This window comes from Paenibacillus sp. IHB B 3415, assembly GCF_000802655.2.
GTDB lineage: Bacteria > Bacillota > Bacilli > Paenibacillales > Paenibacillaceae > Paenibacillus_AQ > Paenibacillus_AQ phytohabitans.
Genome location: NZ_JUEI01000042.1, coordinates 22,765 through 35,738, shown reverse-complemented (window position 1 = coordinate 35,738; position 12,974 = coordinate 22,765). Strand labels below are relative to the sequence as shown.

Genomic DNA, 12,974 nt, shown 5'->3' with positions numbered 1-12,974 from the left:
TTGCTCCTGTATTGGCTAGTTTCAATCCACACTCCCGCACGGGGAGCGACGAAAAGCAGAATCTTATTACAGAGCAGTATTATCGTTTCAATCCACACTCCCGCACGGGGAGCGACATCTACCTGCTTCATACCACCTTTTATCGGGTAATGTTTCAATCCACACTCCCGCACGGGGAGCGACTTTCATTCTTGGCATAAAGATGAACCTTATGTAGGTTTCAATCCACACTCCCGCACGGGGAGCGACAGTATAGCAAAAATCCCTTGCAGCATACGGGGCCACACTATCAAAAGTGCGAACCGTTACAATTAAGGTGGTTTCTTATTAGATATATTCTCCATATCTTACACTTTCCCTTTTTACATAAGTGGTGCGAACCTCCCAAGGAATTCATGTGTACTTATGGTTCGCAATTTTCTTAAATAATAACAGCCCATTTCTGATATGTGGTTAATCCATTTTGAAACTCAGCCAAAGAGCAGTTCCAACCGCAGCAAGTCCAATATCAAAAACTATATTAGTTACGGTTACTACTAAGAACCAACATTTAGCCAAACAAAAACGACCAAGTTGTAGCTTGATCGCTTTACTATAATCTTTTTATGATGAGAATTATTCCGGTATGTTGAACCTTTCATTCAAGCACCTATGTAATATGTAATACCTTGCATTCGCTCTGCCTTTTCGATAGCTTCAATTAACGTTAGAGTAGGATTTGCTTTTCTAAAATTAACGGCCAGCTCAGCGGAACCTCCAGCTTGTATCCACTCCCAATAATCCAACGTATCTACATTCTCCAGATAAAATCGGGATAAGGCTTCAATAGGGTTTATTTTATACATAGCCTCAAAGTCTGAAATGGGTACTGGATCATTTAGTAGATAATCATTTTTCAGATCATATAACACTGTGAAAATGCTATAATAATTTACGTTAACAATGACATTTATAAATTGATGCTCTTTCGATTATTAAGGTCCAAGGCGGATATTCCCCCATTTTAAAAACTTTAATTGCATCCGTAACATGACAACCAATGGTTTGCCATTTACGTCCAAGTGCATCAGTGAGATGATAGTAATGTATGGCATCTGGTAATCCTATTAATTCCGGCCAGGCCAAATTCTTTTTAATGATCTCCACAATAGCTTGGGTATTAAGTTTGCGAGGGCGGCGTTTGGACATATAGCTTCCTCCGTTTGATTGCTCTCAAGGATATTTGCAAAGCGTACCACTAAAATTCTCACATATGAATTGCACGTTTAAAGTTCAACTCCTATATCAACAATATACAATATGCACTTTAAAAGTGCAACTAATTTCGATTTTGGAGGAGCCATATGGAATTTAAAGACTATACTCTCTACTGCAAACTGGACACAATATTGAAGGCACATGATATATCTGTATTAAAACTGTCCAAAGAGATCGGGCACCGCAGAACAACAATTATGGAATTAATGCACAACACGAATATGGAAAAGAAGAAAATTTCAGCGGAGTTAATTATGAAGTTATGCCTCTACTTTGAAGTTACCCCTAACGATTTATTTGAAATACGCCGTAAAGAATAGTCTAGGATTATGAAAAAGCACTGAATTTCTGCTGATTATGCGGAAGTTCAGTGCTTTTGTTTTGCTTGCATTGTCAATAAAATACGGTGTGCAACATGATCAAATTCCAGCAAAACGCCTTTTCGATGAATTCCAATCCACGCTCCCCACACGGAGTGCGACATTCTGATTACGAGTTGTCCTTTTTGGTTCCGATATTTCAATCCACGCACTCCACACGGAGTGCGACAATACCTCCAAAGCGGTATGAGCAGCTGCAAGAGATTTCAATCCACACACTCCACACGGAGTGCGACAGCCAACACCTCCACCCATAACGGACAGTGACCAAATTTCAATCCACACACTCCACACGGAGTGCGACCTGGCAGCACAACTAATCTGCCGGGAAGCTACATGATTTCAATCCACACACTCCACACGGAGTGCGACTCACAGGCGGACAGCGCCCACTCAGGGATTAAAGATTTCAATCCACACACTCCACACGGAGTGCGACTATCCCGTCTCCAGGCGTCCCCGCCCTCTTTCGTGATTTCAATCCACACACTCCACACGGAGTGCGACAGGATCGCCGGGTATTGGCGTATTGTAATCCGGATCATTTCAATCCACACACTCCACACGGAGTGCGACCCCGACAATTCCCTCTGAACTGAATAGAACTGAACTATTTCAATCCACGCACTCCACACGGAGTGCGACACCAAAGGAGGAGCATTGATTGATGATACAGCAATTTCAATCCACGCACTCCACACGGAGTGCGACTCCTCTACCCTTGCAAAAACGACATGTCTTCATAATTTCAATCCACGCACTCCACACGGAGTGCGACAAATCAAGTGTACGCAGCCAAGTATCTGGAATGGATTTCAATCCACGCACTCCACACGGAGTGCGACTCCCAGCGCTCTCTGACCATAACATATTGTTGTAATTTCAATCCACGCACTCCACACGGAGTGCGACGACACCGATCTTTAAAAACGTTGTAGGCGGTCTGGAATTTCAATCCACGCACTCCACACGGAGTGCGACGCCCGCCGTGATGCCCAGCTTAGAGCCGGATGAAGTAATTTCAATCCACGCACTCCACACGGAGTGCGACAGCGGAAATCAGCATAACCTATGCCTTTTCCATATTAATTCCCTACTCTTCCGCTAATATAATACTAGAAAGGATATCAATCAATTGTTGACTTTATATAAACACTGTCTATTCCTTATGGTTTCGACAAATTCTGAGGTGCGAAGGACCCGGGGATTTCGTGAGAGCTTGGCATTCGCACCAGCTCTCAGAGCCTATCTTACTCTATTGCTTTTAATCTGCAAACGACCGGAGCTAGTTATGAAGCCTGGATAGTTTTTCAGACAACCTTACATTTGCTCTATTCTACTTTCAGGTTAGACACGAGAAATCAAGGGCCCTAATGCTCTCATTTTTTCCTTCGGCCCACTTTCCGGTGGACTCAGAGCGAATATCTCATTGAATTCAGAACCACAAACAGCCCAACCCGCGCATCGCGTACGGTCCGGCTGTTTGTGGGGCCTCGGCTTATGATCAGCGTCCTCAGGCATTCATCAGCAGCTGGATACGCTCCACATCCTGGCTGTATTTTTTGGCCAGTCTGGCTTTGCCGAGGTTGGATTTCACGATTTTTTGCATCCGTTTATCTTCGGTCACAGCGAATTTGGCCAGCATCCGGAAGCCTGCCTCAGGGGCACGCTCTACGAATACACTGAGTGCATACTCCAGACCTTTGGACAGGACGCGGAAATCTTCCGTACCATAGCGGGTCTTCCCCTCAGCAATCTCATCCAGGATGTGCTCCGACAGCTCTAGAGCATACAAGACATTGGCAGCATCCTTCAGCATAGGCGGGTGGGCCAGCGTCGCTACGAAAGCCCGCTTCTCCAGCGCACTGGCCTTGCCCATCATCGCATCGAACAAGCTTCGAAGCACTCCAAAGTCCTGTTCCCCGACTCGCTGCAGCGCCATCGCTGCCGCTTCACGCATCCGCCAGCGGGAATCATTCATGGCTGCTTGACAACGCTCCAGGATGATCTGCTGCCGGGAAGGCTCCGCATAGCGGTAATAGGTTCCCATCGCCTGCAGCGCACAGAAAGGCAAAAACTCACGGGGATCATCCGTAGGCGCATCCGCTTCCGCTCTGCTGCTCCATTCCAGAAGCAGCTCCCAGGCTTCGCCAGTTACCCAATCCGACCCGAAGGCATCCGCGAACGTGGACGCCGCCCCCAGATTTGCCCGCGGACCGGGCAGATTCGACTCGCCGAGCAACCGCTGCTCAAGCTGCTTGAATTGCCCGGCCTCCTGAAGCTCTTCATAGAAGACGTTCTTGGTCACTTTGCTGTTCATAGTACCCCTCCATCATTTTGGAAAAGCAATTTTGATATGTTCCTCGCAAAACTCCTTACATACATTGTTGCCCCAGAACAATCCCTCAAACCGTGTCAGAGCAATGATATCCTCACGGATCTCTACCAGACCTGCCTTAACAAACTTATCGAACAGGTCCGGGAACATTTCCTCCGGGAAGATGCCGAATTTGCGGCGGAAGAGCTGGCGGTCGATAGCCGTGCGGCGCAGGCCCATCGCCAGGAACTGGTTGGGCAGATCGTCTGCCTTCACCTCGTAGCCTAAGGCAACCGGCAGGTCGCCGGATGTAACTTTTTTCACATACTCAGGGAGAAGCTTCACATTCTGGTAGGCGTAACCACCCACATCGCCAAATGCCCCCAACCCGACAGATAACAGGTCCAGATGATCGTCAAAATGCTTGCGGCTGTAGATATGATGTCCTCCCGGCCGTACAAAGTCATAGGTAGATTCAATCGAATAGCCCTGTGACTCCAGATAATGGCAAGCCTCAACATACATCTGCTGCTCCAGCCCAAGATCCCCGCAGGGTGGAAGCTCGCCGCTGGCAATTCGTTTGAAGAGTCCGAAACCGGGAATGAGCTTAAGCGGGAATAATGTAACATGACCGATTCCAAGCTCCACTACCTTCGCCAGATCCTCCAGCCATTCCTTCATCGTCTGCCCCGGCAGATTGTACATCAGGTCCAGGCTGACGTTGGAGATTCCGGCCTCTTGGGATTGCTGAATGGTCCGCAGTGAATCCTCGCTGGTCTGAAGCAGCCCGAGGCGTCTCCCGAGCTCATCATTGAAGGTCTGAACTCCCAGACTGATTCGGTTGACGCCAAGTGCATAGAGCAACTTCAGCTTGGCAGCGGTAAATGAGGCGGGATTCCCCTCAAACGTGATCTCTTCGATACTGTGCATCGGAAGTGTGGACTGTAACTGCTCGAACAGAGCCGTAATCTCTTCCTCATTAAGAACGCTGGGCGTACCGCCGCCAATGTAGAGCGCCTCCACCGAGGAGCTGCGGACCTGCGGAGTGAAGCCGTACATCTCCAGTTCACGAAACAGTGCTGCCAAATATTCCTGTCGGGCTCCCTGCTCATTGAACGCCTTGGGATACGGGCAGAACGGGCAGATGGAGTCACAGAATGGAATATGTACATATACAAGTTTAGAGCTTGCAGCGGCATGATTCAAGTTCATCATGGACGGCAGACGTTTGCTGTCCTCCGGGGTAACCGGAGAATTGCCCATGGGATAGTGGCCGATCCCTATCTCCCGGAACGGGTAAACAGGCTTGTTCATTCGATCAAGTCCTTCCTCCAATTGAATTCATAAGCATATCCTTATAGATGTGACGCGATGCTGCCAAGGCCTTGGTGAGAAGGGCATCACTGTAGTCCTTGGACTGATAGAACGCGGGAACCAGCAAGTTATCATTCTTATGGATAACTTGCTCCTGAAGGGCGATATGGTACAGGGCCGTATGAGGATAGATACGGATACCCTGACTGGCCAGGATATAGACGGGATTCATTTTGTTGACCAGTTGTACGGTCTCTGCCATGGTTTCTTCATGCTCTCCCGGTCCGCCGAACAGCAGCGATACCGAATATGGGATTTGATATTGCTCCAGGAGGCGTCCCAGCTCCAGCAGCTGCTCCGGGTGGAATTGCTTGCCCATCCGCCGGAGCATTCGCTCTGAACCCGAATCCGCCCCGATATCCACAAACCGGCAACCGGTTCTCTTCAGCAAGCTAACCAGTTCCTCTGTAATATTGGCCGGGGTCAGGGCACAGCTCCATTCCAGTGAAGCGCTTGTGCGGCCAATCAGCCCGCAGAACTCCATCGTATCATCCACATCATGATTGAAGACGCCGTCTACAAAAGTAATACTGTTCACTTGATAGTCTTCCTGCAGGATTTTCATGTCTTCCATGAATTGTTCCGCAGGAATCCGGCAGCCGCCGGAATTCTTGTAGCCCTCTGAGCAATAGATACAGTGCCTGCTGCAACCTCTGGATGCCTGATAGCCCATGGAGGCCTTTTTGATGCGGGGGTTCGGGATAAAATATTGCGGGGAGAACAGCGTCTTGGCGGGAATGCGGCTGTACACCGGATGATAAGCGGGAACCGCAGTAAGTACCTTTTCTCTGCCTGCAGCCTGCCCCCGTTCAATATCATGGGCCAGCCGGACAGCCTCCGTCTCACCGCTTCCCTTAATCCCGTAATCCGCCCCCAGCTCTTCTACCAGTTCCTCCGGCATTACCAGCATCGCGGCCCCTCCAAGCAGAACCTTGGCTGAGCTGCATGTACGGCATACCTTCATTACCTCTTGTATGAACGGCAAATAGCTCTCCGGCTGCTGAATAACCTGGTTGTCGATGTTGCGCACCGACAGGCAGATCAGCTCCGGTCCAAACACCCGCAGCTCATCCCGGAGCGCTTCAAGCGGCTCAGCCACAAATGCCAAATCCAGAAAGTGGGTCTCGAATCCGGCAGCCGTCAGGGCCGAATAGACCATACCCGCCCCAATGGGAAGGACCGGCATCGGCTTCTTCAGGGTATTCGTAGACACTACCAGTATTCTCATGATTACGCTCCACCCTGTTTTCGTGAAATTAAATAAACATCCAATCCGGGTTCCGCTCCCGGTACGGACGGCATATGCTATTCGCCTGCTCCAGATTTAGCTGGGGGGACATGAAGAACTTCGGATGGAGCAGATCATCCGGCTCCGGGGAACCGACGTAGCTGTACATATCTGTAGACGGTAGGATGCGGATGCCAAACAAACCGAAGATGCGCTGAACCTTCAATTCCTCCATCAGATCCAGCGTCTCCAGCAAAGTCTCGGGCGTTTCCTCCGGCCCGCCAATGAGCAGACAGAAGCTGAAGTCCAGGGCCTGGGCCTGACAGAGCTGCACCACCGCCCGGATCTCGCCCTGCCGGAAGTTCTTCTTGAACGACCGCAGGCAGATATCGCTGCCTGAATCAATGCCAAATTCCACTTCCGTACACCCCGACTGCTTAAGCAGCCCGGCGAATTCTGCGGTGAAGAACCTCGGATTCAGGAAGCAGCCCCAGGACACAGGAACCGCACGCCCGATCAGCTCCCGGCAGATGTCCTCGGCATGCTCCAACGGGAAGTTGAACACACTGTCCACGAAATCGAACGATCCGATGTCATGCTGCCGCACCATCTGTTCAATCTCATCCACTACCCCCTTCGGCGACCGCAGGCGGACCGCCCTGCCCTCCAGCGACGGATAAGCACAATAGGTGCAGCTCAGTGCACAGCCTCTCTTGGTCAATACATTATGGCGCACCTTCCGCTCCGCATCATAGCTGTGCAGGAACCCGCTGCGGCTCGGGAAATAAGGGTGGTCCAGCTGTTCAGGTGCCTCCGGCGGCCAGTATTTCCATTCCCCGCTCTTTGTGCAGAACATCAGTCCGCTTACTGCGGACGGCTCCTCCCCCTTCTCCAGCTGCGATAGGAGTTCAACCATACTGTCACAGCCATCTCCCACAATCCCATAATCGGCCCCCGTCTCCTGCAGCCACTGCCTGGGAAGAAGCGAGAAGCCCGCTCCCCCCAGAATGACCCCGGCCGTGCCGCTCCATTGCCGGACCCAGTCCACCAGAGCGCAGACCTGCTCCACGAAGCTCCGGGGGTACTGCATACAGCAATTATCCAGATTACGGATCGACACACCGATGTAGTCCGGTGCATAGGAATCAAGGTAGGAGGTGACAGCCTCCCGGGTATAGTCCAGCTGGGTCATGTCCAGCATCCCGGCTTCCCAGCCGGAAGCGGCCAGACTGGCATGAATATAGCTGAGACCCAGCGGGAACACAGGCGGCCGCTTTTCCGTATTCGCCGATATCAGCAGCACTCTGCCCATACTATTCCTCCCTGAGGAAAGTGAGCATTGCATCCGCTACGGCATCATTCTCCTCAAGAAACATAAAGTGTCCCGAACCCGGAACCGCCATCATCCGGGAATCCGGCAAGTAGCGGTTCAGCTCCAGCGCCTTGTGCAGCGGAGTGATCCGGTCCTCCTGGCCGGTTATAATCAGCGTCCTCTGCCGGATATTCTGAAGAATAGACCGGAGATCGGGATGCTGAATCTGAATCATCAGACGGTGGGTTGCGGCAGGCAGCCTGGACCAGCCTTCCAGAATCCGGTGCTGCACCTCTTCATGACCCTCTGTGAAAAAATACGGAACCGCCGCCGTATTCGTCTGCCTTACGGTATCCGGCGTGATCTCTTCACCGTGGCTTGGCCGCTTGAACGGAACCTGAAAGGTGGCGGCTGCCCCCATAAGGACCAGCTTCTTCACCCTGCCCGGCTCACGTGCAGACAGTAGCAGCGCCAGCGTGCTTCCCAGGGAATGTCCAACGATCGAGACCCGCTTCAGCCCCTGCTCGTCCAGCAGCCTGAGAAGATCATCAACCATATCCTCAAGGGTGAAGGGGGGACCGGAGTACTCTGACTGGCCGTGTCCGCGCAAATCAGCGCACAACACCTGATAAGAGGTCTGCAGCGACTGGGCCAATTCCCGGAATACGAGCGAAGAGTCCCGGTTGCCGTGCAGACAGAGAATCGCCTCCCCGGTGCCCTGGCAGCTGTGAAATAAAGGTACGCCCTTAGTCTTCAACATTTACTTTCTCTCCTCCCTTAGAGCTTCCCCGTCCTGACGGCTCATACAACAGCTTCATCCAGATAGTCTACCACCCGGCCAATTTCCCGGCCTTCCGCTTCATCTACTGCAAACAGCCGCCACTCCTCCAGGCTACGGCCCACCAGAATGGCCGGCTGACCGGGTGCCAGACTGCAGCGCGAGGCGAGCTTATCCTCCCAGTCATAATATAGCTCGAAGCCGGGAACCATCTGCCCGGTCTTCTCCTTCACAAATTCATGGGTAATGAAGTGCGGCAGCTGCCCCACTCTCGCAATCAGCGCACAGGCAGCCTTGCCGCCGAACTGCTGCTCCAGCTGCTCCAGCAGCGGCCCGCAGCGGACGCTGGCCTGCTGGTCGCCGATGACGAAGATGCGCGGCCGCTCCGCTGCCAGCTCACCGAGTGTGATCTCTTCATCCTTGACGTTCTGCACAGTGAAGGCAGACCAAGGATCAGCCTGCATCCCGTGTTCCTGACTCTGCTCCATAGGGTCCTGCCCCCCGCTTCCCTGCCCTTGCCCTGCCCCCGACTGCCCGGGAAGGTCGAAGTAGGAGAATCCCAGGCTTGAGGCCACCCGCAGCCCGACGGCCCGGGCCATCATTTTGGCCGATTCCGCCTCTTCAATCGGTTTGCTCCAGGAACGCTTACGGATGCCCGGCTGGCCGTCATATTCAATCAGGCTGATGCCTGCGCTGGCGATCATCGACAGCTTAATCGCCGTGAAGCAAGGCATCAGAGAGGCCAGCGCCCATTCATGCCCCGGACCCGCTGCGACGACAATCTGCCCGGCGACCTTGCCCTTGAACGCTTTGCCCTTCACCCCGGCAACCCGGTCATAATTGTAGTATTCGAAGTCCAGATCCTCGGGGGAGCATGGCTCACAGCGGTCGATCCAGTTCTTCCAGACGGCCGGAAGCGAGAGGGCATAGACCGGGGAGGCGAAGATGAAGCCGTCCGCCTCCTTCAGCTTGTCGTACAGCTCCGTCAGTTGATCCTCCGGGTCCCTCAGCAGGTGGCAGGGTTTGCCGTTCATGCAATTGCCGCAGCCTTCGCAGGGAAGAATGTTGTAATCATTCAGCCGCAGCAGCTCCGTCTGTACCCCCTGCTCCTCCGCCGCTTCCAGCGCGACGGACAGCAGGTATTCGCTGGAGCTGTGTTTCTTCTTCATGGACCCGGCGAGCCCGATCATTTTTTTCATCCCACGGCCTCCTCCGCATCCAGCTCAGCCGTATCGAACCCAAGCGCCCGCAGATCGCTAAGCGCGAACATCCGGAAGTCTGCCGGGGTACACAGGACATTGGCTTTGGCTACATCATATCTGGAGACCTGGCCTGTTCCGCGTGCTGCGGCAAGCTCCTCGGCTTTCTTCCGAATCTCGGTGCTTGCCATATCGCGGATGAACTCGGGCTTACGCCCCACAATCCCTTCATAGAGGCTCTGGCTCTCCGCCGTCCAGGTTACCGCTGCTGCTGCACCAGAATCGAAGAAGGTGCCTGAAGCCAGCGCCTGAAACAGCTGCTCGAACTCCGCTAGGGTAGCCTCACCCGGCTTCGCCACCTTAACGGTACGGCTGGCCCATTCGGCACAATACCCGCACTTGTCGCAATCCATCCGGTCGCAGCGCTTGGAACGGAAGCCCTCCAGGAAGCCTTCCAGGCTCTCATTGTCGATGCTTGCCTGGAAGCTGAACAGCAGGCTGTAGACCTGCCGCATTTTCTCGGACGGCGCGAACTCCTCCTTGATATTCTTCGAGAAGTTGGGCATTTCGAAGTCGGCCTCCGCCATCCGCGAATTCAGCAGACTAAGCAGGTTGCCCTCATACTTGCGCCGGGAGTAGGACTCGGCCGTTGCCGCAATCTTCTCCGTAGTCTTCATCCGCTCGGTCAGCTTGAATTTGTGATAGCCCAGCTCCTCGTAGATATGCATATCTTCCGGGCGAATCCATTGCGACTTCAGCAGCTCCTCGGGATGCTGGAGCTTGCGCTCCGTACAGCGCAGCATATAATAATCCAGCGCAAAACCGTCAGTCACATGATTGCACTGCGAGGCATGGCTCTGAAAGTTCGCATGATTGTGGCGCATCGGGCAATCCAGCAGGCAGTCATTGGTCGCAATCAGCTGATAATCTACACGGGTACTCTTGCGCAGACTTTCCAGGAAAGCAAAATCACGGTTCCGGCTCTCGGGCAGAGTAATCTCGCTGACGCCTTTTTCTTCAAAGTACAGTGCCTGTCTCAGCGTGTTGACGTTGGCAAAGGTAGACAGGCTGATTTTGACATCGGGCAAGGCTGTACGAACCATATCAATCAGCATGGGGAGGGACACCGTCACGTATTCCGGCTGCAGGGTGCCGATCCATTCCAGCAGCTCGCGCAGACGGTAATGGAAGTCCTTGGTCGTCTCCAGGTTATCCAGACAAGTGGCATTCAGCAGATAGTTGAACTTGAACCCGTAGGCGTGAAGGAGCTTCACATGCTCCTCAACCCTTGTCCGGTCTATAGTTGGCAGGGCAAAGGTCGGTCTTCCTCCACCCACCAGATCAGAGGATAATTTGCCATAGAATACATCAACATGCGAATCCTGCAGCAGCAGGGGCAACCGGTCATCAAAATTGGTGCCGACAGACAGCTTCATCACTTCAGCCCCTCCCCGGCAACCCCGGCCGGCTTTTGTCCGCGTGCCAGCTTCACACGGCTCTCGAATGTCTGCTGGTTCGCCTCCGAGAAGAACTCCTTACATACATTGTTGCCCCAGACAATGCCTTTGGCGGACAGGCGGATCTCATGCTCATCCGTTTCAAGCAGGCCTCTGGATACCAGATCGTCGATGGTTGGACCGAAGATCTCCTCCGGCTGATAGCCGAACATTCCGGTAAAATCGTCCCGCTTCACCGCCAGCATGCGCAGGCCCTTGGCCATCATTCCATGCATCGCTTCCAGATCATCCGCCTGACTGGCGATGAAGACGGACAGGAACTGCCGCTGAAGCCGGTCGCTGTACTCCTGAATGTCCCCCTGGTTGATGTACATCAGCTTGTTGACATAACCGAAGGCTGCCGGGCCGTGCGCGAACAGATCCTTCTGCTGGGTATAGTACAGCAGGACATGCCGGTCCTCGAACCCCGGCTTGGCGAAATCCCATACGCTGTACTGGACATAGCCCTCTTCCTGCAGCAGCCGCTTGGCCTCCAGATACATATCCACTTCCAGAGTGACATCACCGGTAGGCGGAATCTTGCCTTCCTTGATCATTTTGAACAGGGCAGTAAACGGCACTACACACAGAGAGAATACCGTGATATGGTCAATTCCCAGCCGCACGGCCGTTCTTACATCCTCAAGCCATTCCTCCATACTCTGCTCAGGCAGATTGTACATGAGATCAATACCGATATTGTCAAAGCCCGCTTCCTTCGCTTCCTTCAGCACCTCGAAGGCCCGCCGGGAATCATGGCTCATCCGCAGATGGTGCCCCATCTTGTCGTTGAAGGTCTGCACCCCAATGCTGATCCGGTTCGCTCCCTGGGCGCGGATGGCCTGCATTTTCTCCAGCGTCAAGGTCGCCGGGCTACCTTCAAATGAGATTTGCGCATCCGGCGTCACCCGGTAATTCGCCTGGACACTCTTCAGCATCTCTACCATTCTCTCAGCAGACAGAGCCGACGGCGTACCGCCCCCGAAGGTCACTGCGCTGATCGTGGACTGCGAGCCATACGGTGAAGAGGCGTAGATGCCGATTTCGGCCTTGACGGCCTCCATGTACTGCTCCACCTGCTTTTCCTGATAAGCCATCTTATTGAAGGGACAGAAGATGCAGACCGAGGCGCAGAACGGAACATGCACATAGACTGCACCCACATTATCCGCCGGAGGCGGGCCGCCAAGGCCCATCCGTCCGTAAATGTCAGCCGGGGGAACCTCAGTCACCGGATTGGGATAGTGGGACACACAGATCGGGTCTCTATGGGGATACACGTTGTAGAATGGCTCATAGGACGTCTTAACTGCCATGGTGGACACCCCGCTTCGATTCCAGCGCCGTCATTGCCGCAGCCAGACCGGAGGATACAGCCTCAATGCCCGCCACAGGCAGACAATTCATCACCGTCTCCGTCACTTCCTCAGCAGTCGCTCCCAGCTCGTAAGCCTTCAGCGCATGCAGCCGGATGCCGTAGGGAGAACGGTCCGTCACTACACAAGCCAAACGGATCAATTCCCGCACCTTGGGCTCAAGCGTCCCCGTGTCCTCAATGGACTTACACATGCTTTCAAAAGCGGCACCCACCTGCGGATTAACTCTCATCAACATATCGCTCATTAGCTATACC

At 53.3% G+C, this 12,974-nt stretch carries 12 protein-coding genes and 1 CRISPR repeat array; of the genes, 1 reads left to right on the top strand and 11 read right to left on the bottom strand.

From position 1 onward, the window contains the following. Positions 1-641: 641 nt before the first annotated feature. Positions 642-911: a hypothetical protein gene (locus tag QW71_RS18985; RefSeq protein ID WP_152679805.1), complete on the bottom strand. Its 270-nt coding sequence runs from the start codon at positions 909-911 to the stop codon at positions 642-644. 25 nt (positions 912-936) lie between these two features. Continuing rightward, a complete protein-coding gene (locus QW71_RS18980) occupies positions 937-1,188 on the bottom strand; it encodes a hypothetical protein (protein WP_039301962.1) in 252 nt (83 codons plus the stop codon). 155 nt (positions 1,189-1,343) lie between these two features. Between QW71_RS18980 and QW71_RS18975 the strand changes: the two genes are divergently transcribed. Then, positions 1,344-1,577: a helix-turn-helix transcriptional regulator gene (locus tag QW71_RS18975; RefSeq protein ID WP_039301959.1), complete on the top strand. Its 234-nt coding sequence runs from the start codon at positions 1,344-1,346 to the stop codon at positions 1,575-1,577. A gap of 142 nt (positions 1,578-1,719) precedes the next feature. Then, positions 1,720-2,688: a CRISPR direct-repeat array (repeat unit 20 nt; unit sequence CACTCCACACGGAGTGCGAC). 462 nt (positions 2,689-3,150) lie between these two features. Here QW71_RS18975 and QW71_RS18970 read toward each other — a convergent pair. Genes QW71_RS18970 through QW71_RS37180 form a run of 9 tightly spaced genes read right to left on the bottom strand, consistent with a single transcriptional unit; the run spans position 3,151 to position 12,964 of the window. Continuing rightward, complete coding sequence (locus tag QW71_RS18970; RefSeq protein ID WP_052770089.1) at positions 3,151-3,957, bottom strand: hypothetical protein; 807 nt, start codon at positions 3,955-3,957, stop codon at positions 3,151-3,153. Between the two features lie 12 nt (positions 3,958-3,969). After that, a complete protein-coding gene (locus QW71_RS18965; protein WP_039301957.1) occupies positions 3,970-5,268 on the bottom strand; it encodes a coproporphyrinogen-III oxidase family protein in 1,299 nt (432 codons plus the stop codon). Positions 5,269-5,272: 4 nt separating this feature from the next. After that, the gene (locus QW71_RS18960) at positions 5,273-6,556 is read right to left on the bottom strand and encodes a B12-binding domain-containing radical SAM protein (protein ID WP_039301954.1); all 1,284 of its coding nucleotides are present in this window, start codon (positions 6,554-6,556) and stop codon (positions 5,273-5,275) included. Between the two features lie 28 nt (positions 6,557-6,584). After that, positions 6,585-7,868 carry a B12-binding domain-containing radical SAM protein gene (locus QW71_RS18955; RefSeq protein ID WP_039301952.1) on the bottom strand — a complete coding sequence of 428 codons (1,284 nt, stop codon included), beginning with the start codon at positions 7,866-7,868 and terminating at the stop codon, positions 6,585-6,587. Position 7,869: 1 nt separating this feature from the next. Continuing rightward, positions 7,870-8,628, bottom strand: coding sequence for an alpha/beta fold hydrolase (locus QW71_RS18950; RefSeq protein WP_039301950.1), 759 nt, complete (start codon positions 8,626-8,628; stop codon positions 7,870-7,872). Positions 8,629-8,669: 41 nt separating this feature from the next. Continuing rightward, complete coding sequence (locus QW71_RS38100; RefSeq protein WP_052770088.1) at positions 8,670-9,845, bottom strand: flavodoxin family protein; 1,176 nt, start codon at positions 9,843-9,845, stop codon at positions 8,670-8,672. Beyond that, entirely contained in the window at positions 9,842-11,281 is a 1,440-nt protein-coding gene (locus QW71_RS18940; RefSeq protein ID WP_039301947.1) for a U32 family peptidase, read from the bottom strand. The genes QW71_RS38100 and QW71_RS18940 overlap by 4 nt, the downstream gene beginning before the upstream one ends. Beyond that, complete coding sequence (gene hemW / locus QW71_RS18935; RefSeq protein WP_039301945.1) at positions 11,281-12,657, bottom strand: radical SAM family heme chaperone HemW; 1,377 nt, start codon at positions 12,655-12,657, stop codon at positions 11,281-11,283. The genes QW71_RS18940 and hemW overlap by 1 nt, the downstream gene beginning before the upstream one ends. Beyond that, positions 12,647-12,964, bottom strand: a complete 318-nt coding sequence (locus tag QW71_RS37180; RefSeq protein ID WP_052770087.1) for a carboxymuconolactone decarboxylase family protein — start codon at positions 12,962-12,964, stop codon at positions 12,647-12,649. The genes hemW and QW71_RS37180 overlap by 11 nt, the downstream gene beginning before the upstream one ends. Positions 12,965-12,974 lie beyond the last annotated feature (10 nt).